Source organism: Bradyrhizobium sp. USDA 3397, assembly GCF_054060965.1.
In genome coordinates this window covers 5,740,001-5,765,561 of sequence record NZ_JBSSDS010000001.1, presented here as the reverse complement: position 1 = coordinate 5,765,561, position 25,561 = coordinate 5,740,001, and the positions used below count along the sequence as shown (strand labels likewise).

General features: G+C 64.8%; 22 protein-coding genes. 10 read left to right on the top strand and 12 right to left on the bottom strand.

The window, feature by feature from the left end:
* Positions 1–199: 199 nt before the first annotated feature.
* Complete coding sequence (locus ACVWYQ_RS26625) at positions 200–1,153, bottom strand: ABC transporter permease (RefSeq protein ID WP_057028344.1); 954 nt, start codon at positions 1,151–1,153, stop codon at positions 200–202.
* A gap of 244 nt (positions 1,154–1,397) precedes the next feature.
* Positions 1,398–3,056 (bottom strand): ABC transporter substrate-binding protein, encoded by a 1,659-nt coding sequence (locus tag ACVWYQ_RS26620; RefSeq protein WP_404545583.1) that lies wholly within the window; start codon positions 3,054–3,056, stop codon positions 1,398–1,400.
* A 196-nt stretch (positions 3,057–3,252) separates the two neighbouring features.
* Between ACVWYQ_RS26620 and ACVWYQ_RS26615 the strand changes: the two genes are divergently transcribed.
* On the top strand, positions 3,253–4,848 hold the full coding sequence (locus ACVWYQ_RS26615; RefSeq protein WP_456726548.1) for an ABC transporter substrate-binding protein: 1,596 nt from the start codon (positions 3,253–3,255) through the stop codon (positions 4,846–4,848).
* Positions 4,849–4,917: 69 nt separating this feature from the next.
* On the opposite strand, the gene ACVWYQ_RS26610 is transcribed toward ACVWYQ_RS26615, so the two are convergent.
* The 7 genes from ACVWYQ_RS26610 to ACVWYQ_RS26580 form a co-directional block, all read right to left on the bottom strand.
* On the bottom strand, positions 4,918–6,162 hold the full coding sequence (locus ACVWYQ_RS26610; RefSeq protein WP_157283172.1) for an acyl-CoA dehydrogenase: 1,245 nt from the start codon (positions 6,160–6,162) through the stop codon (positions 4,918–4,920).
* A 136-nt stretch (positions 6,163–6,298) separates the two neighbouring features.
* The gene (locus ACVWYQ_RS26605; protein WP_271546043.1) at positions 6,299–7,543 is read right to left on the bottom strand and encodes an acyl-CoA dehydrogenase; all 1,245 of its coding nucleotides are present in this window, start codon (positions 7,541–7,543) and stop codon (positions 6,299–6,301) included.
* A gap of 131 nt (positions 7,544–7,674) precedes the next feature.
* A complete protein-coding gene (locus ACVWYQ_RS26600; protein ID WP_271546044.1) occupies positions 7,675–8,802 on the bottom strand; it encodes an acyl-CoA dehydrogenase family protein in 1,128 nt (375 codons plus the stop codon).
* Positions 8,803–8,964: 162 nt separating this feature from the next.
* On the bottom strand, positions 8,965–10,836 hold the full coding sequence (locus tag ACVWYQ_RS26595; protein ID WP_271546046.1) for an AMP-binding protein: 1,872 nt from the start codon (positions 10,834–10,836) through the stop codon (positions 8,965–8,967).
* A gap of 43 nt (positions 10,837–10,879) precedes the next feature.
* Positions 10,880–11,686 carry an enoyl-CoA hydratase/isomerase family protein gene (locus ACVWYQ_RS26590; RefSeq protein ID WP_456726547.1) on the bottom strand — a complete coding sequence of 269 codons (807 nt, stop codon included), beginning with the start codon at positions 11,684–11,686 and terminating at the stop codon, positions 10,880–10,882.
* A gap of 192 nt (positions 11,687–11,878) precedes the next feature.
* Positions 11,879–12,637 carry an SDR family NAD(P)-dependent oxidoreductase gene (locus ACVWYQ_RS26585; protein ID WP_024337318.1) on the bottom strand — a complete coding sequence of 253 codons (759 nt, stop codon included), beginning with the start codon at positions 12,635–12,637 and terminating at the stop codon, positions 11,879–11,881.
* 69 nt (positions 12,638–12,706) lie between these two features.
* On the bottom strand, positions 12,707–13,360 hold the full coding sequence (locus tag ACVWYQ_RS26580; protein ID WP_404545579.1) for a TetR family transcriptional regulator: 654 nt from the start codon (positions 13,358–13,360) through the stop codon (positions 12,707–12,709).
* 149 nt (positions 13,361–13,509) lie between these two features.
* Between ACVWYQ_RS26580 and ACVWYQ_RS26575 the strand changes: the two genes are divergently transcribed.
* On the top strand, positions 13,510–14,682 hold the full coding sequence (locus ACVWYQ_RS26575; RefSeq protein WP_109142268.1) for an acetyl-CoA C-acetyltransferase: 1,173 nt from the start codon (positions 13,510–13,512) through the stop codon (positions 14,680–14,682).
* Between the two features lie 117 nt (positions 14,683–14,799).
* Positions 14,800–16,344, top strand: a complete 1,545-nt coding sequence (locus ACVWYQ_RS26570; RefSeq protein ID WP_404545577.1) for an acyl-CoA synthetase — start codon at positions 14,800–14,802, stop codon at positions 16,342–16,344.
* A 128-nt stretch (positions 16,345–16,472) separates the two neighbouring features.
* Here the strand turns inward: ACVWYQ_RS26570 and ACVWYQ_RS26565 are convergent, their stop codons facing one another.
* Positions 16,473–17,015, bottom strand: a complete 543-nt coding sequence (locus ACVWYQ_RS26565) for a methylated-DNA--[protein]-cysteine S-methyltransferase (RefSeq protein WP_404545575.1) — start codon at positions 17,013–17,015, stop codon at positions 16,473–16,475.
* Positions 17,016–17,151: 136 nt separating this feature from the next.
* Here ACVWYQ_RS26565 and ACVWYQ_RS26560 point away from each other — a divergent pair, with 136 nt between their 5' ends.
* Both ACVWYQ_RS26560 and ACVWYQ_RS26555 read left to right on the top strand, forming a co-directional pair.
* Positions 17,152–17,970, top strand: a complete 819-nt coding sequence (locus ACVWYQ_RS26560) for an alpha/beta fold hydrolase (protein WP_275497676.1) — start codon at positions 17,152–17,154, stop codon at positions 17,968–17,970.
* Between the two features lie 2 nt (positions 17,971–17,972).
* Positions 17,973–18,785, top strand: coding sequence for an alpha/beta fold hydrolase (locus tag ACVWYQ_RS26555; RefSeq protein WP_404545572.1), 813 nt, complete (start codon positions 17,973–17,975; stop codon positions 18,783–18,785).
* Between the two features lies 1 nt (position 18,786).
* On the opposite strand, the gene ACVWYQ_RS26550 is transcribed toward ACVWYQ_RS26555, so the two are convergent.
* Positions 18,787–19,242, bottom strand: a complete 456-nt coding sequence (locus ACVWYQ_RS26550; RefSeq protein WP_271546516.1) for a carboxymuconolactone decarboxylase family protein — start codon at positions 19,240–19,242, stop codon at positions 18,787–18,789.
* A 100-nt stretch (positions 19,243–19,342) separates the two neighbouring features.
* Between ACVWYQ_RS26550 and ACVWYQ_RS26545 the strand changes: the two genes are divergently transcribed.
* The 5 genes from ACVWYQ_RS26545 (at position 19,343) to ACVWYQ_RS26525 (ending at position 24,756) form a co-directional block, all read left to right on the top strand.
* Positions 19,343–20,242 (top strand): sigma-70 family RNA polymerase sigma factor, encoded by a 900-nt coding sequence (locus ACVWYQ_RS26545; protein ID WP_404545570.1) that lies wholly within the window; start codon positions 19,343–19,345, stop codon positions 20,240–20,242.
* A gap of 139 nt (positions 20,243–20,381) precedes the next feature.
* On the top strand, positions 20,382–21,059 hold the full coding sequence (locus ACVWYQ_RS26540; protein ID WP_404545568.1) for a GntR family transcriptional regulator: 678 nt from the start codon (positions 20,382–20,384) through the stop codon (positions 21,057–21,059).
* Positions 21,060–21,221: 162 nt separating this feature from the next.
* Entirely contained in the window at positions 21,222–22,022 is an 801-nt protein-coding gene (locus ACVWYQ_RS26535) for a phytanoyl-CoA dioxygenase family protein (protein WP_404545566.1), read from the top strand.
* Between the two features lie 153 nt (positions 22,023–22,175).
* Positions 22,176–23,489, top strand: a complete 1,314-nt coding sequence (locus tag ACVWYQ_RS26530; RefSeq protein ID WP_404545564.1) for an NAD(P)H-dependent oxidoreductase — start codon at positions 22,176–22,178, stop codon at positions 23,487–23,489.
* 178 nt (positions 23,490–23,667) lie between these two features.
* Positions 23,668–24,756, top strand: coding sequence for a TRAP transporter substrate-binding protein (locus tag ACVWYQ_RS26525; RefSeq protein WP_157287597.1), 1,089 nt, complete (start codon positions 23,668–23,670; stop codon positions 24,754–24,756).
* 205 nt (positions 24,757–24,961) lie between these two features.
* Here the strand turns inward: ACVWYQ_RS26525 and ACVWYQ_RS26520 are convergent, their stop codons facing one another.
* Positions 24,962–25,558: a hypothetical protein gene (locus tag ACVWYQ_RS26520; protein WP_157287596.1), complete on the bottom strand. Its 597-nt coding sequence runs from the start codon at positions 25,556–25,558 to the stop codon at positions 24,962–24,964.
* Positions 25,559–25,561 lie beyond the last annotated feature (3 nt).

Sequence of the window (25,561 nt, the reverse complement as noted above, 5' to 3'; positions counted from 1 at the left end):
GTATCGGTGTGGTCGGTGCGAACCGCTTGGTCGGTTAACCTCTCCCGCTTGCGGGAGAGGTCGTCGCGAAGCGACGGGTGAGGGCTTTCGCCTCTTGGGGGTTCTCGCGAGCGGAGACACCCTCTCCCCAACCCTCCCCCGCTCGCGGGGGAGGGAGCGCACCGGCTTCGCGGCTATAGCTCGGCTCAAATGCATCCCGCTAGCCCCGCTTGATGCGCGGGTCGATCGCGGCTTGGGCGATGTCGACCAGGAGATTGAGGAAGACGAAGAACAGCGCCAGGATCAGGATCGTGCCCTGCAGCAGCGGCAGGTCGCGCTGGAAGATCGCCGAGTTGAGCAGGAAGCCCGAACCCGGCCAGGAGAACACCGTCTCGATCAGGATCGAGCCGCCGAGCATGTAGCCGAGCTGAAGCCCCATCACCGCGAGCGCGGTGGGCGCGGCATTCTTGATGACGTGGCGGAACACGCCGGTTTCGCGCAGGCCCTTTGCACGCAAAGCCTCGACGAAGTCCTGCGAGAGAATGTCGCCAGTGAGCGCGCGGACCGTGCGGGTGACGATGCCCATCGGGATCACCGACGTCGTGATCGCCGGCAGCACGAGATATTTGAGATGCGCCCAATCCCAGGCCCAGGAGTTGGAGCCGCTGGGGCCGGCGCCGACCGCGGGCAGCCAGTTCAGCTGGACCGAGAAGATGATGACGAGCAGCATGCCGAGCCAGTAATGCGGCACCGAGACCCCGGCGATGGCAAAGGAGGTCGCGACCTTGTCGATCCAGGTCTCGCGAAAATAGCCGGCGATCAGGCCGAGCAAGACGCCCATGGTGAAGCCGATGATGGCGGCGGCAATTGCGAGCGTGACGGTGTTGCCGACCGCGCGCATGACCTCGGCGAGCACCGGACGCCCCGTCGCGATGGAATTGCCGAGATCGCCGTGAAGGGCACGCAACAGCCACAGGCCGAACTGCACCGGCAGCGGCCGGTCGAAGCCGTAGGCGGCGCGCAGCTGCGCGGCGAGCTCCTGCGACGCGTCGGCCGGCAGCACGGCGACCAGCGGATCGCCCGGCGTGATGTGCACGAGCAGGAAGCACACCAGCGCGACGCTGATGACGATCGGGACGACGTAGACAATGCGTCTGGCGGTATAGGCGAGCACGTTGGATTACTCAAGTTAGTGCGTAGTGGTCGTCATGGCCGGGCTTGTCCCGGCCATCCACGTTTTCTTGGTTCGTCATCCGGGACGATGCGAAGCATCGAACCCGGAATCTCGAGATTCCCCGGTGCGCAATTGCACACCTGAGGTCTGGTCCTTCGGACGATCCCGCAATGACGGAGCTGGAGGAGACACGTGGATGCCCGGGTCAAGCCCGGGCATGACGCGTCGATAGAGCGTACTCACCTCACTGCTTGATCGACACCGGCGAGAAGTCGATGAACCAGCTCTTCGGTTGCACGACGCCTGTCACCTTCGGGCTCATGGCGCGCGGGCCGACGTCGTGGGCGACGTAAAGGAAAGCGGCGTCGTCGACGGAGGCTGCGTGCAGCTCGGCGAGCGCGGCGTCGCGCGCGGCGGGATCGAAGGTCTGGCGCGCCTTCTTCACCAGCTCGTCGAACTTGGGGTTGTTGATGAAGCCCCAATTGTTCGAGACCGGCGGCGCCATGCCCGACTGCAGGAAGCGCACCAGCGCGAAGAACGGGTCCATCGCCGCGTAGGTGACGTTGGTCGCGTGCGAGCCGTTGGCGCTGGGATCCTTGGCGCCGCGGCGCCAGTTGGTGAACAGCGTATTCCATTCGATGACGTCGAGCTGGACGTCGAAATAGCATTCGGCCAGCGCCTGCTGCAGATACTCGTTCATCGGCAAGGGCTGCATCTGGCCCGAGCCGGACGCCGACGTCTGCGTCTTCACGGTCAGCTTCTTGTTGGGACCGTAGCCGGCCTCCTGCATCAGCTTTTGCGCAGCCGCCTTGTCGTACTTGATCTGGAAGGTGGGATTGCCGCGCCAGGGATGGCCGGGCTCGAAGGTGCCGGTCGCCGGCACCATCAGGCCGGCGAGCAGACCGTCCCTGAGGCCTTCGCGGTCGACGCAGAGGTTCGCGGCCTTGCGCACCCGGATGTCGTTCCAGGGCGAGCCCTCGACGCGCGAGAACTGCCATGGCCAGACGTGCGGCTGCTCGTTGGAGTAGAGCTTGAAGCCGCGCTGCTTCAATTCGGGGATCGCGTCCGGTGCCGGCGCCTCGACCCAATCGACCTGGCCGGAGAGCAGCGCCGCGGTGCGCGCGTTGGCTTCCGGCATCGGCAGCAGCACCATCTTGTCGACCTTGGGCACACGATCCTTGTTCCAGTAGTTCGCGTTCTTGACCAGCTCGAGCCGCTCGCGCGGCGTGAAGCTCGCCATTTTCCAGGGACCGCTACCCGAGGCGTCCTTGGCAAACGCAGTCCAGGCGGCCTGCGACTTCGCCTTGGCGTCGGCGCCCTCGGTCTTGTCGTAGAAGGACTGCCACTTCGCCGGGCTCGCCATGAACAGATTGGTGAGGTTGATCGGCAGGAAGCTGTCGGGCTCCTTGGTGGTGAGCTCGACGGTCATGTCGTCGATCTTCTTCGCCGAGGCCAGCGTCGGCATGCGCGAGGCCGTGACGCCGACCTGGCTGGCGTCGAATTGCGGCGCATCCTGCTTCAGCACCTTCTCGACGTTCCACACCACGGCGTCCGCGTTGAACGGCGAGCCGTCGTGGAAGGTGACGCCGGGGCGCAGCTTGAAGACCCATTTGGTCTTGTCGGCATCGTCGACCTTCCACTCGGTGGCAAGACCGGGGATCACCACGCTCGCCTTCTCGGCGGAGGACAGGTCCCAGCCGGTCAGCGCGTCGTACATGGTGAGGCCGGTGAAGCGATTTCCTTCAAAACCCTGATCGGGCTGGCCGAGCGTGCGCGGAATATCGGCAGCGGTCATGCCGATGCGCAGCACGGTCTGCGCGCTCGCCACACGCGGCCATGCGGCGGCTGTCGTCAGAGCGAGCACCGCGATCAGTGCCGCACGTGTCTTCTTCTTAGTAAGCATCGCCTCGTCCTTCTCCGGCTTTGGATGATTAATTTTGATGCAATGGTATGCAATGGCTATGCCAAGGAGAAACTTTTTCTGCAAATCTTGCCTGCGGCGACAAGTCCTTGTGGATCGCCAGGAGGCAACCAGGCGGGCTGCCTATTCTGGCATCAAGATTGCAAGTTCGGCTCCGAAATCCCTGGGAGCTTGGACCATGCGTATTCGCTTATCGACCTGTCTCGCCGTGCTTGCGCTGGCGTCCTCCGCAATCTCGGCGCGCGCGGAGAGTGTTGTGCGCTACGGCATCTCGATGGCGGATATTCCGCTCACCACCGGCCAGCCTGATCGCGGCGCCGGCGCCTATCAGTTCACGGCCTACACGATCTACGATCCCCTGGTGGCCTGGGAGATGGACGTCGCCGACCGCCCCGGCAAGCTGGTGCCGGGCCTTGCCACCGAATGGAAGGTGGACGATGCCGAAAAGACGAAGTGGCGCTTCAGCTTGCGCAAGGGCGTGAAGTTTCACGACGGCAGCGATTTCAACGCCGATGCGGTGATCTGGAATCTCGACAAGGTGCTCAACGACAAGGCGCCGCAATTCGACAAGCGGCAGAGCGCGCAGGTGAAGACCCGCCTCCCCTCCGTCGCCAGCTACGCCAAGATCGACGACTCCACCGTGGAGATCACCACCAAGACGGTCGATTCCTTCTTCCCCTACCAGATGCTGTGGTTCCTGGTCTCGAGCCCGGCGCAATACGAAAAACTCGGCAAGGATTGGGACAAGTTCGCCAGCCAGCCCTCCGGAACCGGCCCGTTCAAGCTGACGAAGCTGGTGCCGCGCGAGCTCGCCGAGCTCAGCAAAAATCCGGACTACTGGAACAAGAAGCGCATTCCCAAGGCCGACAAGATTGTGCTGGTACCGATGCCGGAAGCGCTGACGCGCACCAATGCGCTGCTCGCCGGCCAGGTCGACCTGATCGAGACACCCGCGCCGGATGCCGTGCCGCAGTTGAAGGCGGCCGGAATGAAGCTGGTCGACAACGTCACGCCGCATGTGTGGAATTATCACCTCAGCGTGCTGCCGGGCTCGCCCTGGACCGACATCCGCCTGCGCAAGGCGCTGAACCTTGCGATCAACCGCGACGAAGTCGTCGGACTGATGAACGGCCTCGCCAAGCCCGCCAAGGGCCAGGTCGACCCGTCGAGCCCGTGGTTCGGCAAGCCCAGCTTCGAGCTGAAATATGATCTCGCCGCCGCCAAGAAGCTGGTGGAGGAAGCGGGCTATTCCAAAGCAAAGCCGCTGAAGACCACCTTCATCATCGCGCAAGGCGGCACCGGCCAGATGCTGTCGCTGCCGATGAACGAATTCCTGCAGCAAAGCTTCAAGGAGATCGGCATCGAGATCGACTTCAAGGTGGTCGAGCTGGAGACGCTCTATACGCATTGGCGCAAGGGCGCCGCCGACGAGATGAACGCCGGCATCACCTCCAACAACATCGCCTATGTCACCTCGGATCCGCTTTACGCCATCGTCCGCTTCTTCCATTCCGGCCAGATCGCGCCGGTAGGCGTCAATTGGGGCGGCTACAAGAACCCGAAGGTCGACGCGCTGATCGACGAGGCCAAGCAGACTTTCGAGAGCACCAAGCAGGATCAATTGCTGGCGCAGGCGCATGCGCTGATCGTGGACGATGCCACGCTGGTGTGGGTCGTCCACGACACCAACCCGCACGCGCTGTCACCGAAGATCAAGCAGTTCGTGCAGGCGCAGCACTGGTTCCAGGACTTGACGACGATCGGGGTGGAGTGAGCAACGCGCAAGGGTGGGCACGGCGCTTTGCGCCTTTGCCCACCCGAGGTCCATGCTCAGCGCGCGCGATCACCGCCCCTTGGTCGGGATCTTGTTGTACGGCACGTCCTTGTCGACGCGGATGTCGCCCGGCAGGCCCAGCACGCGCTCGGCGATGATGTTGCGCAGGATCTCGTCGGTACCGCCGGCGATGCGCATCGAGGGCGAGGACAGCAGCATCTGCTGGAATTGGCCCTGGGCCGTTTCCTCGTCGTTGCCGGTGAGAACACCGGCCGCACCCTGCAGGTCCATGGCGTAAGTCGCGATGTCCTGCAGCATCATGCCCGAGACCAGCTTGCCGATCGAATTCTCCGGGCCCGGGCGCTCGCCTTTCGATAGCGCCGAGATCGTGCGGTAGCTGGTGTATTTCAGCCCGTTCGACTTCGCCGCCCAGCTCGCGAGCTTCGAGCGCACGGCGGGATCGTCGATGGCGAGGCCCTCCTCCAGCATCAGGTTCGAGCAGAGCTCGAACATTTCAGGCACGCCGGTCGCGAGCCGCGCGCCGATCGACATGCGCTCGTTCATCAGCGTGGTCAGCGAGACGTTCCAGCCGTCGCCGACGGCGCCCAGCCGCTGGCTATCGGGGATCACCACATCGGTGAAATAGACCTCGTTGAACTCCTGCATGCCGTTGGCTTGCTTGATCGGCCGCACCTCAACGCCGGGGCTCTTCATGTCCAGGAAGAACATGGTGAGGCCCTTGTGCTTGGGCACGTTCGGATCGGTGCGTGCGATGAGGAGGCCATAGTCGGAATAATGCGCGCCCGAGGTCCAGATCTTCTGGCCGTTGACGACCCAATTGTCGCCCTTCTTCTCCGCGCGTGTGCGAAGCCCTGCGACATCGGAGCCGGCAGACGGCTCGGAGAACAGCTGGCACCAGATCTCCTCGCCCGATGCGAGCTTCGGCAAGTAACGGCGCTTGGCCTCCTCACTGCCGAACGCCATCACGGTCGGTCCGCACATGCCTTCGCCGATCTGGAACGGCTGCGTCAGCTTGCCGTAGACGCCCTCCTCCTGCTGCCAGATCACCTTCTCGATCGGCGTCGCGCCGCGGCCGCCATACTCCTTGGGCCAGTGCAGGCAGGCCCAATTGCCCTCGAACTTCTTCTTCTGCCAGGCCTTGCCGACTTCGACGATGTCGCGGTTGGCAAGGCGGATGCGGCCGAGCGAGGACTTTGATAGCTCGCCATGCAGCTCCTTCGGCGCGTTGGTCTCGATCCATTTGCGCGCGGTCTCACGGAACGCGGCTTCCTGCGGGGTGTCGTCGAAATTCATCTTCGAGCTCTCCTCTCTCGTGCCCCGGACGCTGCGCAGCGCGAAGCGGTGCGCTGCAGAGCCGGGGCCCATTGCGGCCATCTGGGTCCCGGCTCTGCGAAGCAGCACTGCGTGCTGCATCGCGTCCGGGACACGGCTAATTCCTTCCCTTCGTCGGGATCCTGTTGAACGGCACGTCCTTGTCGACGCGGATGTCGCCTGGCAGGCCCAGCACCCGCTCGGCGATGATGTTGCGCATGATCTCGTCGGTGCCGCCTTCGACGCGGGTACCCGGCGCGCGCAGCAGCATGGCCTGGAAACGGCCGGCGAGCTCGGCATCCTCACCGCTGACGACGCCGGACGCGCCCTGCAGATCCAACGCGTAGGTCGCGACGTCCTGGATCATGGAGCCCGCCACCAGCTTGCCGATGGAGTTCTCCGGCCCCGGGCGTTCGCCCCTCGACAGCGCCGAGATCGCGCGCATGCTGGTGTATTTCAAGCCGCTCGCCTTCACCGCCCAGTTCGCCAGCTTGGAGCGCACCGCGCGATCCTCGATCGCCGGGCCGTCGTCGAGCATCAAGCTGGAGCAGTACTCGAACAATTCAGGGAAACCGGTCGATACGGCCGCGCCGATCGCACTGCGCTCGTTCATCAGCGTGGTCAGCGAGACGTTCCAGCCGTCGCCGACCTCGCCGAGGCGCTGATGGTCGGGGATGCGGACGTTGGTGAAATAGACCTCATTGAAATCCGAGGCGCCGCTCGCCTGCTTGATCGGCCGCACCTCGACGCCGGGGCTCTTCATGTCCAGGAAGAACATGGTGAGGCCTTTGTGCTTGGGCACGGTCGGATCGGTGCGCGTGAGCAGGATGCCATAGTCTGAATAATGCGCGCCCGAGGTCCAGATCTTCTGGCCGTTGATCACCCAGTCGTCGCCGTCCTTCTCCGCACGCGTGCGGAGGCCCGCGACATCAGAGCCGCCGGCGGGCTCGGAGAACAGCTGGCACCAGACCTTCTCGCCGGAGGCGAGCGGCGGCAGATAGGTGCGCTTATGCTCCTCGCGCGCGAACGCCATCATGGTCGGCCCGCACATGCCGTGGCCGATGATGAACATGCGGGAGAGCTGGCCGAACGGCCCTTCCTCCTGCTGCCAGATCACGCGCTCGATCGGCGAGGCGCCGCGGCCGCCATATTCCTTCGGCCAGTGCAGGCAGGCCCAGCCGGCGTCGGCCTTTTTCTTCTGCCAGGCTTTTGCGACCTGCAGGATATCCGCGTTTTTGAGCACGGTACGCCCGAGCGAGGATTTGCGCAGCTCCTCCTCGTATTGCTTGGGCGCGTTGGCGTTGATCCAGGCGCGGGCGGTGGCGCGGAACTCGGCTTCCTGCGGGGTGTCGTCGAAGTTCATGGTCTCATCTCTCGGTTCGTTCCCCGGACGCTGCGCAGCGCGAAGCGGTGCGCTGCAGAGCCGGGGTCCATTGCAGCCCCTGGGTCCCGGCTCTGCGGCGCTCCGCGCCGCGTCCGGGACACGAGCGAGGGTTACGCCGCGTTCTTCTTCCGCATGCGGTCGATCAGCTGATCCTCCCAATAGGACAGGCTGCCCAGGCCAAGCGCCATCGCATTGGCGCGGCGGTAGTACATGTGGCAGTCAAATTCCCAGGTGAAGCCCATGCCGCCGTGGACCTGGATGTTGTTCTTGGCGCAGTGCTGGAACGCCTGCGTCGCGCTGATGCGCGCGGCGGCGGCGGCTTCCGGCAGCTCGGCCGCATTGGTCGAGAGTGCCCAGGCGCCGTAATAGCTGTTGGATCGCGCCAGCGTCGCCGAGACGTACATGTCGGCCAGCATGTGCTTGACGGCCTGGAACGAGCCGATCTGCCGGCCGAAGGCGATGCGGTCCAGCGCGTAGTCGCGGCCCATCTCCAGCGCGCGGTCGGCGCCGCCGACCTGCTCGAACGCGCACAGCACCGCGGCGCGGTCGAGCACCTGGGTGAGGATGCTCCAGCCGTCGCCCGCGGCGCCGAGAGGCTCGGCTTTGGCGTCCTTAAAGGTGATCTCGGCCTGCCCGCGGGTCGGATCGAGATTAGTGAGGTTCTTGACCTCGACGCCGCCGGCTTTGAGATCGACCAGGAACAGCGAGATGTCATTGTCGCGCCCGCTCGATCCCGTGCGCGCGGCAACCACCGCAAAATCGGCGATGGCACCGTCGGCGACCGGCTTCTTGACGCCGTTGAGCACCCCGTTCGCAGCCGTCAGCTTGACGTTCTTCGGCGCTGGGTTGCCCTTGCCCTCGAACAGCGCCAGCGTGCCGATGGCCTCTCCGGACGCAATCGCCGGCAGCCATTTCTTCTTTTGCGCGTCGCTGCCGGCGATCAGCAACGCTTCGGCGGCGAGGTACACGGTCGAGGAAAACGGCACCGGCGCGTTGGCGCGGCCCATTTCTTCCGCGATCACGCACAGCTCGAGATGGCCCGCGCCGGCACCGCCGAACTCCTCGGGAATCGCGACGCCGAGGAAGCCCATCTCGGCGAGGCCTTTCCACAGCTCCTTGTCGTAAGGCGTCTTGCCGTCGAGCACGACACGCACCGCCTTGGGCGAGCATTTCTCGGCGAGGAACTTGCGCGCTTGGTCGCGGAGCTGTTTTTGGTCGTCGGAGAAATCGAAGTTCATGGCGGGGCTACCTTTGTTTATTCGTTGTCATTTATTGGCACCGTCATTCCGGGGCGCGCCCCTTGGCGCGAGCCCGGAATCCATAACCACGAGCCGGGGTTATGGATTCCGGGCCTGGCCCTTCGGGCCATCCCGGAATGACGAGGGGAGAGAGTTGCGCTCTCATTTCAGCACGATCACATCTTCATCCGGCTTGTCCGCATAGAGCCGCTCCACCAGCGCCGCGCGGCGTTCCAGGCCGGCGCGCTGGTTGATGTAGCCCTTGTCGGTGAGCTCGTTGCCGTCGATCGAAGGCGGCTCGACCATCAGCATCGCGCGCGCGATGACCCGGCTGCTGGCGCCTTCGCACTCACGGTTGTGGGCTTCCAGGCCGCGCCTGAAGCAGGCGATCACCTCGGGATGCTTCACCGCATCGGTAAAGCTCAGATCGGGATTGCCGGCCAGCTGGCGGCAGGCGTGCAGGTTCGGCCAGGCCAAGAGGCCGATGAAGGGACGGTCCTGCCCCGCGACCAGCGCGTCGTGCACCACAGGCGTCGCTGCTGCGATCGCATCGGTCCGCAGAGAGCCGACATGCACGAACGTGCCGGTGGTGAGCTTGAAGTCTTCCACCACGCGGCCGGCAAAGATGATGCCTTGCACCGGATCGGCATCGTCGACGAAGATGCCGGCATCGCCAATGCAGTAGAATCCTTCCTCGTCGAACATTTTCCTGGTCAGCTCCGGCTGGCCGAAATAGCCGGGCGTGACGTTGACGCCGCGCAGGCGCAATTCGTACTTCGAGCCGCAAGGCACCATCTTCAACTCGACGCCTGGGAACGGCAGGCCGATCAGGCCGACGCGCTCGGTGTCCCAATAGGTGCCGGTCGAGGTCGGCGCGGTCTCGGTCGAGCCCCAGCCGGTATAGAACACGATCCGCTCTCCGGTGGTCTTTACCGCCAGCGCTTGCATGCGCTCGTAGAGATCGTCAGGCAGGCGCGCGCCGCCATAGGCCATGATCGAGAGGTTCTTGAAGAATGAGCGGCAAAGCGCGTCGTCCTTCTCCATGGCGGCGGCGAGCGCGGCATAGCCGGCGGGCACGTTGGCGTAATAGGTCGGCGAGATCTCGCGCAAATTGCGCAGCGTCTCCTCGAACTGGCCCGGCATCGGGCGCCCGTCGTCGATATAGAGCGTGCCACCGTCGACCAATATTGGATGGAACGCGGCATTGCCGCCCATGGTGTGGTTCCAGGGCATCCAGTCCAGCATGGTCGCAACAGGCCCGTTCGGATCGCGCGGCCGCACCTGCATCATCATCGCCGCATTGGCGCACATCATCTCCTGCGTGTTGATGACGGCCTTGGGCATGCCGGTCGAGCCCGACGTGAACAGCAGCTTGCCGATGGTCTGCGGCGTGATCTTCGCGATCGAGGCCTCGACATCGGCCGTGACGGGCGTTGCTGCGAGCTCGGCAAAGCTGACGCTCTTGATGCCCTCGCAGGGCCGCGCGACGTGGACCACGGTGACGCCGCTGAGGTCGAGCGCCTTCAGCGCCTTCTCGAAGGTCGGTCCGTCCTGCACCATCAGTACGGCCGGCTTGATCAGGTCGAACAGATACTTCAGCTTGACGTGGTCGTGGCTCATCAAGGAGTAGGCCGGCGATACCGGCGCTGCGGGGACGCGCGCCTGCATCGCAGCCTGCGTCATCAGCGCATGCTCGATCGAATTGCCCGAGAGGATCGTGACGGGCCGGCCGCCGAGCTCGAGATTGAGCAAGCCTTGCGTCAGCGCGTCCACGATGCGCTTGGCTTCGCCATAGGACACCTTGCGCCATTCGCGGTTCGGACCGCCGCGCTGCGCCAGCCAGATGCGCTCGGGCGCTTCCTTCGCCCATTTCGCCAGCGACGCCGGAATGTGCTTCTCATAAGGCTGCAGCGGAATGCGCGACTTCAGCACCACCGTGCCGTCGGCGCGGCGCTCGACGTCGATGTCGCGCGCGAGCCACTGGACCTTGCGAAAGGCGGGCTTCGTCATCACCGCTGCCGCGCTTCCACTCATTTTGCGTCTCCCGGAATTACTGTCCTTTGCGGATCGTTCTCGTTCAGCGCCTGATATAGACAGGCTTTCGCTTCTCAAGGAAGGCCCTGATGCCTTCCGAAAACTCCTCCGAGCGGCTGCACAGGACCTGGTTGCGATCCTCCATCGCAATCGCGGCTTCGAGCGAGCCGGCATCGACGCTCATGTTGAGGCATTCCTTGGATAGCCGTAGGCCCACGGGCGAGGCCGTCATCATCGCCTCGACGTAAGGCCCTGCCGCGTCATCGAGCTTGTCCTCGTCCACGAGCTCCGAGACGAGGCCGACCGCGAGCGCGCGCTCCGCTCCGATGAAGCGCCCGGTGAGGATCAGCTCGGATGCAACGGAGACGCCGACGAGGCGCGGCAGAAAATAGCTGGTGCCGATGTCGCAGCCGCCGAGACCGAGCTTGATGAAGGCACAATTCATCCGCGCCGATCTCGTCGCGATGCGCATGTCTGAGGCCAGCGCCAGCGCAAAGCCGCCGCCGGCGGCCGCGCCCTGCACCAGCGCCAGGATCGGCTGCGGACAGCGCCGCATCAGTATCACGATGTCGGCGATGCGCCGCTGCGAATCCAGCGACTCCGTGACGCCCGGCGGCTCCTGCTGCCCGGCCCGGCGCTCCATCGCGGCTTTGAGATCGAGGCCGGCACAAAAATTCCTGCCGGCGCCCTTGAGCACGACGACGCGCGTGTCGCGATTGCGTTGCAGGCCCTGGAAATAATCGTTGAGCGCATCGATCAGCGAGGGATCGAGCGCGTTGAGGTGCTCGGGCCGATTGAGCGTCACCCGGTCGACGCCGTCGTCATGCTCGATCAGCAGCGGTTGGGACATGAGGCTCGTACCTTCGTGCCACACAGAGACCGTCTCCCACCCTCCCCTGGAGGGGGAGGGTCGATCGCGCGCAGCGCGAGCGGGGTGGGGTGACAGTCTCTCCCCACCGAACAGTGCCCGAGTGGAGAGATCACCCCACCCCGGCGCTTCGCGCCGACCCTCCCCCTCCAGGGGAGGGTAAGAGAGAGCCGCCTACCTTGGCGCCATCCTGATCGCGCCGTCGAGGCGGATGGTCTCGCCGTTCAGCATCGGGTTCTCGACGATGTGCACCGCGAGCATGCCGTATTCGTTGGCATCGCCGAGACGCGAGGGATGCGGCACCTGGGCGCCCAGGCTCTTGCGGGCCTCTTCGTTCAAGCCCATCAGCAGCGGCGTGAAGAACAGGCCGGGCGCAATGGTGTTGACGCGGATCTTCTGGCTGGCGAGATCGCGCGCGGCCGGCAGCGTGAGGCCGACGACGCCACCCTTCGAGGCCGAATAGGCGATCTGGCCGATCTGGCCTTCGTAGGCGGCAACCGAGGCAGTGTTGATGATGACGCCGCGCTCTTCGCCGATCGGCTCCGCAGTGACGAGGCGCTCAGCGAACAGACGCAGACAGTTGAACGTGCCGATCAGGTTGACGTTGATGATGCGCGCGAACTTTTCGAGCGGATAGACACCGTCGCGGCCGACGATGCGCTGCGAGCCGCCGATGCCGGCGCAGTTCATCAGCACGCGGGCGACGCCGTGTGCGGCTTCCGCTTTGGCAATCGCAGCCTTGATCTGCTCCTCGCTGGTGACGTCGGCGTGCAGCGCGACGCCCTTCACTTCGGCGGCCACCTTCTCGGCGTTTTCCTTGCTCTGATCGATCACGCCGATCTTGGCGCCCTTGGCGGCCATGGCGCGGGCGGTCGCGGCACCAAGGCCCGAGCCGCCGCCGGTGATGAGAACGGCTACGTCTTTCAACTGCATTTTAGAACCTCTCCTTGTTGTGGCGAATGGCGAATAGCGAGTGGCGAATGGAGCCTGCGGCCCAATTCGCTATTCGCCATTCGCCATTCGCTCGTTCAGTATGCCGCCGCAGATCAGCGTTTCCATGTGCTTGATGTATTGCCGGCAAACATCATCGGTGACCGGGCCGACGCCGGTCGCGCGGGACATCGCGTGCCGGCCGAAGAACAGGTGATCGCAGGCGCCGATCAGGCTGGTGTAGAACAGCACCGGATCGGTCGGGCGGAATTCGCCGCGGCTGACGCCTTCCGCCAGCAGGCGGCGGTGGAAGTCCAACAGCGGCGCAACGAAGAATTTCGAGACTTCGTCGGCGGAGCTCGCGCTGGTCTCGTGCAAGAGATAGTGGATCAGCCGGTTCATGTAGGGGAACCGATGATAGGCGCGGATGATGCCGGCGACATGCAGCTTCAGCTTCGCCGTCGACGTGATCGGCTGCGCCAGCAGATATTCGAGGTTGGTCATCTCGGTCGCGGCATCCCGCGCGAGCAGCGCCAGCAGCAGGCCGTCCTTGTTGCCGAAGTGATATTTGACCAGGGCCGCGTTGGCGCCCGACTTCTGCGCAATGTCGGAGAGCGAGATCTCAATCGACGAGCGCTCGATCATCAGCTCGCTCGCGGCCACCAGCAATTTCTCTGCCGTGGAATTTTTCCCGCTGGGGAGCCTGTTCGGTACGCTGGTCGCCACGGAGATCCCTGTTTGGCCGCTGGAGCGGGCGCAGATAAGCGCAAGCAGCGCCTCATCACAAGAGTTAATTGATCGATTGACTAAACGATCTTCGGCCCCTTAAATCCGTCCCCGACAACTAACCCAATCAGAATCCAGGGAGAGACCGAATGGCCGAGGCTTACATCGTCGCCGCAGCGCGTACCGCCGGCGGGCGCAAGGGGGGCCGCCTCGCCGGCTGGCATCCGGCCGATCTCGCCGCGAAGGTGCTGGACGAGCTGGTCGACCGCACCAAGGTCGATCCGGCCCAGGTGGAGGACGTGATCATGGGCTGCGTCATGCAGGTCGGCGAACAGTCCAACAACGTCGCGCGCAACGCGATCATGGCCTCGAAGCTTCCGGAAAGCGTGCCGGGCACCTCGATCGACCGCCAGTGCGGCTCCTCGCAGCAGGCGCTGCACTTCGCCGCGCAGGCGGTGATGTCGGGTGCGATGGACGTCGTGATCGCGGCCGGCGTGGAGTCGATGACGCGGGTGCCCATGGGCCTGTCGTCGCAGCTTCCGGCCAAGAACGGCTTTGGCAATTACAAGAGCCCGGGCATCGAGAAGAAGTATCCGAACATCGTGTTCAGCCAGTTCACCGGCGCGGAGATGATGGCCGAGAAGTACGGCCTCTCCAAGGATGAGCTCGACCAGTACTCCTACGACAGCCATCAGCGCGCGATCGCGGCGACGCAAGCAGGTCACTTCAAGAAGGAGATCGTGCCGCTCGAGATCACCCGCGCCGACGGCAGCAAGGACACCCACCACATCGACGAAGGTATCCGCTTCGATGTCACGCTCGACGGCATCAAGGGCGTCAAGTTGATCGCCGAGAACGGCAAGCTCACCGCAGCCAGCGCCAGCCAGATCTGCGACGGCGCCTCCGGCGTCATGGTGGTGAACGAGAAGGGCCTGAAGCAGCTTGGCGTCAAGCCGCTCGCCCGCATCCATCACATGACCATGACCGGCGGCGATCCCGTGATCATGCTCGATGCTCCCCTGCACGCCACCAAGCGTGCGCTGGAGAAGGCCGGCATGAAGATCGGCGACATCGACCTGTTCGAGGTCAACGAAGCCTTCGCCTCGGTGCCGACCGCCTGGCTGAAGACCACGGGTGCCGATCCGGAGCGTCTCAACGTCAACGGCGGCGCCATCGCGCTCGGCCATCCGCTCGGCGGCTCCGGCACCAAGCTGATGACGACGCTGGTCCACGCCCTGCACCAGCGCGGCAAGCGCTATGGCCTGCAGACCATGTGCGAGGGTGGTGGCATGGCCAACGTGACGATCGTGGAGCGGCTGTAAGAAAAGCAAAAGCGAGTAGCGAGTGGCGAGTAGCGAATGGTGACTAGGCGAAGAGCGGTTTGCCCTTCTTCCCTATTCGCCACTCGCTACTCGCCATTCGCGTTTTGAGGAAACGCCATGACCCACCCCTGTATCCACGCCAAGACGACGCCCGACAAGATCGCCTACCAGATGGCCGGGACCGGCAAGGCGATCACCTATCGCGAGCTCGACGAGCTCTCGAACCAGGGCGCGCAGCTGTTTCGCTCGCTTGGCCTCAAGGCCGGTGACCACATTGCGCTGTTGATGGAGAACCGGCTCGCCTTCATGGAGCTGTGCTGGGCGGCACAGCGCAGCGGGCTCTATTACACCGCGATCAGCCGCTACCTGAAGCAGGACGAGATCGATTACATCATCGCCGATTGCGGCGCCAAGGTCGTGATCACGACGCCGAAATGCGCCGACCAGATCAAAGGCCTGATCAAGGGCACGCCCGGCGAGCCGATCTTCTACATGATGGACGACCCGCTGCCCGGCTTCCGCTCCTACGACAAGGAAGCCGCCGCGCAGCCGACCACGCCGATCGCCGATGAGGTCGCAGGCTACGACATGCTGTATTCGTCGGGCACCACCGGCCGCCCGAAGGGAATCAAGAAGGCTTTCGAAGGCAACAGGATCGACGTGCCGAACGCCTTCCTGCGCGTGCTCTGCGCCGACATGTGCGGCATGAATGCGGAGAGCACCTATCTGTCGCCGGCGCCGCTCTATCACGCAGCGCCCCTGCGCTTCAACATGATGGCGATCGTGCTCGGCGGCACCTCCATCATCATGGAGCACTTTGACGCCGAAGAGTTCTTGAAGCTGGTCGAAAAGTACAAGGTGACGCAATCACAGCTGGTGCCGACCATGTTCGTGCGCATGCTGAAGCTGCCGGACGAGGTGCGCACGAGGTACGACGTCTCCACCCTGAAGGGCGCGATCCACGCCGCCGCGCCCTGCCCCATCGACGTCAAGGCCAAGATGATCGAATGGTGGGGGCCGATCCTGATCGAGTATTACGCCGGGTCTGAAGGCAATGGCGTCACCGTCTGCAACTCGCAGCAATGGCTGGAGCACCGCGGCAGCGTCGGCCGCGCAGTGGTCGGCAAGATCAAGATTCTCGGCGAGAATGACGAGGAGCTGCCGGTCGGCGAAATCGGTACCGTCTATTTCGCCGACGCGCCCGCATTCACCTATCACAACGATCCCGAGAAGACGAAGAAGGCCTACAACGCCAAGGGTTGGTCGACCCTCGGCGATGTCGGCTATCTCGACAAGGACGGCTTCCTCTATCTCACCGACCGCAAGTCCTACATGATCATTTCCGGCGGGGTGAACATCTATCCGCAGGAGACGGAGGACGTACTGATCACGCACCCTGAGGTGGCCGACGTCGCGGTGTTCGGCGTGCCGAACGAGGAGATGGGCGAAGAGGTCAAGGCGGTGGTGCAGCCGCACGACATGAGCCGCGCCGGCAAGGCACTCGAGGCCGATCTGATCGATTATTGCAAGAGCCGCCTCTCCGCCATCAAATGCCCGCGCTCGATCGATTTCGAAGCCGAGCTGCCACGCACGCCGACCGGCAAGCTGGTGAAGCGGCATTTGCGCGATCGGTATTGGCCGAAGACAGCGGCGAAGATTTAGGGAGAGCGGCCGCTCTCAACACCGTCATGCCCGGGCTTGTCCCGGGCATCCACGTTCTTTGTACCGCAAAGGAAGACGTGGATGGCCGGGTCAAGCCCGGCCATGACGCCGAGCAAGCTTTGGTATCTTCAATCGAACAGGCTCGGGGTGTGGTTCACCAGCGCGCCTTCGATCTCGAGCATCTTCAGCTTCGTGACCACGCCGCCGTTCGCGGAGAAGCCCCCGGGCTTGTTGCCCGCCGCCAGCACGCGATGGCAGGGCACGACGATCGGGCACGGGTTGCGGCCGAGCGCCTGGCCGACGTCGCGGGACAGCTGGACGCCGCCGAGCTGCTTGGCGATGTCGCCGTAGGTGACGGTCTTGCCGGGTGGAATCGCGCGGGCGATCGCGTAGACGCCGCGGTTGAACTCGGGCACGCCGTCGAGGTCGAGCGGAATATCGGTGAGATCATCCGGCTCGCCGGCGAGCAGTCTCGTCATGCGGTCGACCGCCTGTTGCACCTCGGCGGTCGGCTCGGCCTCAATGGCGTCAGGATGGCGCTGGCTGATGCGGGTGCGGATCTTCTGCTCGCCGCCCATCGGCAATTGCGTGCCGTTGATGCCGCGCGGGCCCCAGGCGATGGCACACAGGCCGATCTTTGTGTCGAACAGGGCAAAATGCTGGTCGGTCATGACTTGGTTCCTGGATTGCTTTCGTTGCAGGCCCCCACTTTGATGTCGTGCCAAATCTAGGCTTGGAAATAGTTGCGATCCACCCGGTTTCCGGGAATCTTGCACAGGCGTTCCAATCCTCTCCCGCGAGTCCATAATGCAGAGCCTCCACGTCAACGGTTACGACATGCCCTATCTCGACGTGGGCGAAGACAGGGGCCGTCCGCCACTCGTCTGCGTGCATGGATCGCTGAATGACTTCCGCGTCTGGGGCTGCGTGCTCGGGCCGCTGACGCAGCGGCACCGGGTGATCGCCGTCAGCCTGCGGCACTTCTTCCCGGAAAAATGGGATGGGGTCGGTGACACCTATTCGATCGCCCAGCACGCCAGCGACGTCATCGCCTTCATCGACAAGCTCGACCTCGGGCCGGTCGATTTGATGGGCCATTCCCGCGGCGGGCATATCTGCTTCCGCGTGGCACAGCAGCGGCCCGATCTGTTGCGACGGCTGATCCTGGCCGAACCGGGGGGCGAGCTAGATGCCAGCCTTGATCCGGATTACGTCGGCGGCCCCTCGCCGCTGCTGGCGCGCTTCACCGCCTCGGCCGAGAAGATCGCCGCCGGCGATGTCGACGGCGGCCTTGCCGTCTTCGTCGACACGCTGGAAGGCCCCGGCACCTGGCCGCGATTGCCCGCGATGGTGAAGCAGAACCTGCGCGACAATGCCTATACCCTGATCGGCCAGGTCCGCGACAGCCGCCCGCCGTTCTCTAGGGCGGACGCGGAGGCGATCAAGATGCCGACGCTGTTCATCCTGGGCGCGCGGACCAAGGGCCTCTTGCCGAAAGTGCTGCATGCGCTGGCCGCCCATGTGCCTTATTCCAAGACGGCGATCATCCCGAACGCGACGCATCCGATGTTCGAGCAGGCGCCGCAGAAATTCTCCGAAGTGGTTTTGGATTTTCTGGCGAGCTGACCATGCAAAGCTTCCACGTCAACGGTTACGATATGGCCTATCTCGAAGTCGGTGAGGGTCCGCCGCTGGTCTGCGTGCACGGCACACTCGGCGACTTCCGCACCTGGTATTCGGTGCTCGGTCCGCTGTCGAAATCCCATCGCGTGATCGCGGTCAGCCTGCGGCACTTCTTTCCCGAGCATTGGGACGCCGTCGGCGACGACTACAAGATGGCGCAGCACGTTGCCGATACGATCGCCTTCATCGAGCAGGTCAAGCCCGGCCCCGTCGACCTGATGGGCCATTCGCGCGGCGGCCACATCGCCTTCCGCGTGGCGCAGGCGCGGCCCGATCTGTTGCGCAAGCTGGTGCTCGCCGAGCCCGGCGGCGATCTCGACGTATCCCTGCCTGTGCCGGCAGGCACGCCCGCGCATCCGCCGCTGGCGGCGCGCACCGCGCGGTCGGTCGAGATGATCCGCGCCGGCGACCTCGAGGGCGCGGTGCGGAATTTCTACGAAGGTATCGAAGGCGACGGCTCCTGGCGGCGCGTGCCGGCTGCGGCCAAGCAGCAACTGCGCGACAACGCGCTCACCTTCCTCGGCCAGATCAACGAGCAGCGCCGGCCCTACACGCTCGGCGATGCGCAGGCGATCAGGACGCCGACGCTGCTGATCGGCGGCGGCGCCACCACCGGCAGCCTGTCAGTGATGTGGCGCGTGCTGGCCGCGCACATCGCGGGCGCCGAGACGGCGGTGATCGCGAACGCCGGCCACTGGATGTTCGAGCAGGCGCCGCTCGAGTTCGGCGAGGTGGTGAGTAGGTTCCTGGCGAAGTAGCTCACACCTTCCACACGCCGACGGGCATCTTGATCGTCGCGTTCAAGCGGTTCCACACGTTGATCGTCGCGATCGCAAGAATCAGGGTGGCGAGCTCGCGCTCGTCGAAGTGCTTGGCGGCTTCATTCCAGATCGCATCGGGCACCGGATCCTCGCGATCGGCAAGGCGCGTGGCGGCTTCGGTCAGGGCCAGCGCGGCGCGCTCGGCATCGGTGAAGTAGGGCGCCTCGCGCCAGGCGGATACGGCGAACAGGCGCTCGTCGGTCTCGCCCAGCCTGCGGGCGACCTTCGGGTGCATGTCGACGCAGACGCTGCAGCCATTGATCTGGCTGGCGCGCAGGTGCACCAGTTCCAAGAGCTTTTCCGGCAGACCCTGTTTTGTCAGGTTGCCGAGGGACTGAAGGACATTCATGGCCTCCGGCAGGACCATGACAGGGTGTTTCATGCGGGCGTGCATCATGTTGCAACTCCATCTGTCGAATTTCGAAGGTTCCGGTCACATCGACTGGATTGGCTTCGTCATGGGCTTGACGGATCGCGACGAGGGAATGTGACCGATGACCGAAGAAAATTTTCTGACTGAGCAGTTCGAAGCGAGCAGGGACCATTTGCGTGCGGTCGCCTACCGCATGCTGGGCTCCCGCGCCGAGGTCGACGATGCCGTGCAGGAGGCCTGGCTGCGGGTCAGCCGCTACGACCTGTCCGACATCGCGAATTTGCGCGGCTGGCTGACCACGGTCGTTGCCCGTATTTGCCTCGACATGCTGCGCGCCCGGAAATCGCGCCGCGAGTATCCGATGGGTCCGCACGTACCCGAGCCGGTCGACGATACCCGCGAGCGCGAAGCGGAGATGGCCGATTCGGTGGGTGCGGCGCTGCTGGTGGTGCTGGAAACGCTGCAGCCCGCGGAGCGGCTCGCCTTCGTGCTGCACGACATGTTCGCCGTCCCGTTCGAGGAGATCGCGCCGATCGTCGGCCGCTCGGTCGATGCCTCGCGGCAGCTGGCGAGCCGCGCCCGGCGGCGCGTGCAGGGCGCACCGGTGCCGGAGACGGATCTGACGCAACAGCGAAGGATCGTCGATGCATTTCTCGAAGCCTCGCGCGGGGGCAACTTCGAAGGGCTGCTCGCGGTGCTGGATCCCGACGTCGTCTTCCGCGCCGATCTGGCGGCGGTGCGGCTCGGCTCGCTGGCGGAGGTCCGCGGCGCCGAGGCTGTCGCGCAGCTCTACAAGGGCCGCGCCCGGGCGGCGCGCACGGCGCTGGTCGATGGCGAGATGGGTGCTGCCGTCATCCTCGGCGGACAGTTGCGGGTCGCGCTGCGCGTGACGTTCGTGGGCGAGCGGATCGGCGCGATCGAGGCCGTCGCCGATGCGGACGACATCGCCGCGATGGAGGTGCAGGTGCTGGATGGCTCAGATCCGGACCCGTTGTCGCGAAAACAACCCCATGCACAGTAGACGGACTTAGGAAAATCAACAGCTTACCCGGGTGACATGAAGCCATTGGGATCGCCCCAGATACGGCTTGACGCTCTACTTGGCCGAGCGTAAGTTCGAATACGGAATTCCGTATTCCGATAAGCTTGGAGCTGCCGGCGTGATCCCTCTCGACCCGCTCCCGAACCTGATCGACCAGGTCTATGCGCGGATCCTGGAGGCGATCTCTGACCGCACGCTTCGGCCCGGCCAGCGCATCCGGCAGAACGAGCTCGCCGATCGGCTCGGCGTGTCGCGCCAGCCGGTGTCGCATGCGCTGCATCTGTTGCATCGGCAAGGCCTGGTCGCCGAGAGCGGCCGCCGCGGCTTTGAAGTGACACAGCTCGATCCCGCGCGCATCCGTCAGCTCTACGAGGTGCGCGGCGCCATCGACGCGCTGGCGGCCGGGCTGGCCGCTCAGCGCGCGGCCAGCGACGCAGCGGGACGCGCGCGACTGGAGGCAGCGCTCGCCGCCGGGCGCCGCAGTGACCGCAACACGATTCTACCCGAGCTCATCACCCTCGATGTCGATTTTCACCGCGCGATCTATCAGCTCGCCGGCAATCCCGTGATCGAGGAGGCCATGGCGCCGCAATGGCCGCACATGCGGCGCTCGATGGCGACAGTGCTCTCCGAGCTCGATTATCGCGCCAGCGCCTGGGCGGAGCATGCCGATATTGCCGGACATATTCTCAGCGGCAACGCGACGGCGGCCGAACGCGCCGCGCTCGCGCATGCACAGACGGCGGGACGGATGACCGAGGAGAGATTGCGGGTGACGGAAGAGGCGGCGGCGTAGCACGCCGTCATTCCGGGGCGACGCGACGGGACCGCGCGAAGCGCGGCCCGGGAGCGTCGAGCCCGGAACCCATCGGGCGGCAGAGACTGCGGAGGAATGGATTCCGGGCTCACGCTTCGCGTGCCCCGGAATGACAAAACAAAGCAAACAGGAGGACGACCCGTGAAACTGTCCCAGGAGCAATTGGAGTTCTTCCACCGCGAGGGCTGGCTGTTCCTGCCCGAGCTGTTCGCCCAAGAGGAGGTCGACCTGCTCGCGCGAGAGGCGGTCGCCATTTACGATGCCAACCGGCCCGAGGTCTGGCGCGAGAAGAGCGGCGCGCCGCGCACCGCCTTTGCCGCGCATGTCTACAACGAGGCGTTCGCGATCCTCGGCGCGCATCCGCGCATGATCGAGCCGGTCGAGCAGGTGTTCGGCGAGCCCGTCTACATGCACCAGTTCAAGATCAACGCCAAATCGGCCTTCACCGGCGACGTCTGGCAATGGCACCAGGATTACGGCACCTGGAAGCGCGACGACGGCATGCCGGAGCCGCGGGCGATGAACATCGCGATCTTCCTCGACGAGGTGATGCCGATCAACGGCCCCCTGATGCTGGTGCCGCGCAGCCAGAATGCGGGCGATCTCGAGGCTTCGCACGATCTCGCCACCACCTCCTACCCGCTGTGGACGCTGGACGAGGATACGGTGACGCGCCTCGTCAAGCAGGGCGGCATCGTCGCGCCCACCGGCAAGCCCGGCGGCATGCTGATGTTCCACGGCAATCTCGTGCACGGCTCCAGCGGCAACATCACGCCCTATCCGCGCAAGATCGTGTACCTGACGCTGAATGCGGTCTCGAACCATATCCGCACACCGACACGACCGGATTACATCGCGCATCGCGATTTCACGCCGATTAAGACGGTCGACGACGACGCGCTGCTGCGGCTGGCACGGACACCGCGGCAGGCGGCGGAGTAACCTGTCATTCCGGGGCGACGCGGAGCGTCGAGCCCGGAATCCATCGGGCCGCAGTGCTTGTGGAGAAATGGATTCCGGGCTCGCGCTTCGCGCGCCCCGGAATGACGAAGTTTGACAGTGTCACCTCACAGCCATAGCGATCTCGGACCCCCCATGAACCTCTTCCGCCTCCTGCAAGCCCGCGCATCCGCCGGCAAGCCCGTCCGTGTCGCGCTGATCGGCGCCGGCAAGTTCGGCTCGATGTTCCTCGCACAGGTGCCGCACACGCCGGGGCTGGAGGTGCCCATCATCGTCGACATCGACCGCGACCGGGCCCGCGAGGCCTGCCGGACCGTCGGCTGGAGCGCCGAGCGCATCGCCGCGACCGTGTTCACCGATGACGGCGTGCGCGCCATCGCCGGCGGCGCCATGGACGTGGTGGTGGAGGCGACCGGCAATCCCGCCGTCGGCATTGCCCACGCGCGCGCCGCGATCGCGGCGGGCAAGCATATCGTGATGGTAAATGTCGAGGCCGACGTGCTGGCGGGCGCGCTGCTCGCCGACGAAGCGCGCAAAGCCGGCGTGGTCTATTCGCTCGCCTATGGCGACCAGCCGGCGCTGACGGCGGAGATGGTCGATTGGGCCCGCGCCACAGGCTTTCACGTCGTTGCCGCCGGCAAGGGCACGAAGTACCTGCCGGCCTATCACGACGTGACGCCCGACGGTGTCTGGCAGCACTATGGCCTGACCGCGGGCGAAGCGCAGTCGGCCGGCATGAATCCGCAAATGTTCAACTCTTTCCTCGACGGCACCAAATCGGCGATCGAGATGGCCGCGATTGCCAATGCCTGCGGCCTCGACGTGCCCGCGGAGGGCCTGGCGTTTCCGCCGTGCGGCGTCGACGATCTGCCGCATGTCATGCGGCCGCGCTCGCGCGGCGGCGTGCTGGAGCGATCCGGTGTCGTCGAAGTCGTCTCCTCGCTCGAGCGCGACGGCAGGCCGGTGTTTCGCGATCTGCGCTGGGGCGTCTATGTCGTGCTGGAAGCACCGAACGACTATGCCGCCGACTGCTTCCGGCAATATGGACTGAAGACCGATGCCAGCGGACGCTTCGCCGCCATGTACAAGCCGTATCACCTGATCGGGCTCGAGCTGAACATCTCGGTGCTGTCGGCCGCGCTACGGGGCGAGCCCACCGGGCAGCCTTACGGCTTCCGCGGCGACGTCGCCGCCGTGGCCAAACGTAACTTGCGTGCCGGGGAGGTGCTCGACGGCGAAGGCGGCTACACGGTATGGGGCAAGCTGATACCGGCGGCCGCGAGCCTCAGGGCCGGGGCCCTGCCGATCGGGCTCGCACATCGCCTCAAGCTTAAGCACGACGTCGCCCATGGCACGTTGGTACGCTGGAGCGATGTCGAATTCGACCCCGGCAACGAAACGGTGAAGGCACGCAGGGCCATGGAAGCCGCGTTCGCGCCGCAGCATTGATCGGCTTGGCAGGCGCACAACCAAAGCGAGCTTGATTTGCTGTTCCCCTTTCGTCATGCTGCCTGCGATCCGGGAACATTGAATTTCGGACACCAAGAAACGTCGGCCACCGGCGAAGATGAAGCGGCGTCAAGACCGCGATCCCTCGTCGAGGACACGACACCGCAGGAGGGAACGCATGGAACGTCGTAAATTTCTGACGGCAGGCGGACTGGGCCTTGCCGCAAGCGCAATTGCAGCGCCGGCTGTCGCACAATCAATGCCCGAGGTGAAATGGCGGCTGGCGGCGAGCTGGCCGAAATCACTGGATACGCTCTACGGCGGCTGCGAGTATTTCTGCAAGCGGGTCGCGGAGATCACCGACAACAGATTCCAGATCCAACCCTTCGCGGCCGGCGAAATCGTCGGAGGCCTGCAAGTGCTCGATGCCGTGTCCAACGGCACCGTCGAAATGGGCAACACGGCGCTCTACTATTATTGGGGCAAGAACCCGGCATTCACCTTCGGCACCTCGCTGCCGTTCGGCCTCAATACGCGTCAGCACATTTCCTGGCTGATATGGGGCGGCGGTCAGGACATGCTCAATGAGCTCTTGAAAGAGCACAACGCGATCGGCGTGCCGACCGGCTCGACCGGGGCTCAGATGGGCGGCTGGTTCCGCAAGGAGATCAAGACCGTCGATGATCTCAAGGGCCTGAAATTCCGGGTTGGCGGCTTCGCCGGCACCATTGTCGCAAAGGTCGGGGGCGTGCCGCAACAGATCGCGGCCGGCGACATCTATCCCGCGCTGGAGAAAGGGACGATCGACGCTGCCGAGTGGGTCGGTCCGTATGACGACGAGAAGCTCGGCTTCGTCAAGGTGGCGAAGTACTACTACTATCCCGGTTGGTGGGAAGGCACCGGCCAGGGCCACAACATCATGAACCTCGAGAAGTGGAATGGGCTGCCGAAGCACTACCAGGCCGCCATCAGCACGGCATCGATGGACACCTTCACCTGGGTGACCGGCAAGTACGATTCGGTGAACCCGCCCGCGCTGAAACGGCTGCTGGCGTCCGGCGCAATCCTGAAGCCGTTCCCGCAGGAGGTGCTCGAGGCCTGCTACGGCGCAGCCAACGAGATCTACGCCGATCTCGCCAAGAACAACCCGCATTTCGGCAAGATGTATGCGAGCCTCACCGCCTTCCGCAGCGAGTCGCTCGCCTGGATGCAGGTGGCCGAGCTCAGCTTCGATACCTTCATGATGCGGATGCGGACGCGGACGTAAGCGCATCGCGCGCTGCGCACGGCAGAACGACGAAAGCCCCGGAGATGTCTCCGGGGCTTTTGCCATTAAACGACTCTCGTAGGGTGGGCAAAGCGAAGCGTGCCCACGTGGAAGCTGAGAAGACGTGGGCACGGCGCGCATCGCGCGCCTTTGCCCACCCTACGAGAAGCGAATGCGCGGCGCGAGCAACGCACCACAAGCATCCTCAATTCTCCTCATCCCCGAGCGCTGCGATCAGCTTGTCGTAATACCTGGCGACGAGATCGATGTTGCTCTTGTGCTCGACCTGGAGCGCAGGCGTCTTCAGCGCCTGGTTGAGCTCGTCGAGGGCTTCCTTCTTGTCCTTCGCCGGCATCTTCTTGTCGGCCTGGATCTCCGCGATCTGAGCCTTGATCACCGCTTCGGGGCCGACATATTTCTTGGTGGCGGGATCGAAGCCGCCGATGACAAGGCTGATATTGTCGACGACGTTGTTGTAGTCGTCGTAGCTGGCAAAGCCGTGCTTCTTGGCGACCTCCTCGAGCTGCGCGATGACCTTCTGATCGGGCGCGGTGTTTTCGGGAAGCTTCTCCGTGATCGCGTCCATGTCCTTCTGCGCGGCGAGCACGCCGTCGAGCTGCTTGTCGGTCAGCGCGATCTGCTTGAGCTCGGGCGCCTGCTGCTGCGCCGGCGCGGCCTGTTGCGCGGGCGCCGCCTGCTGCTTGGCTTGCGCGAACGCAGTGCCGGAGGAGCCGATCGATGCTGCGGACACGAGACACGCGGCGCCGAGCGCGGCGAAGGCGGGACGAAGCAATGCTGGCATGGA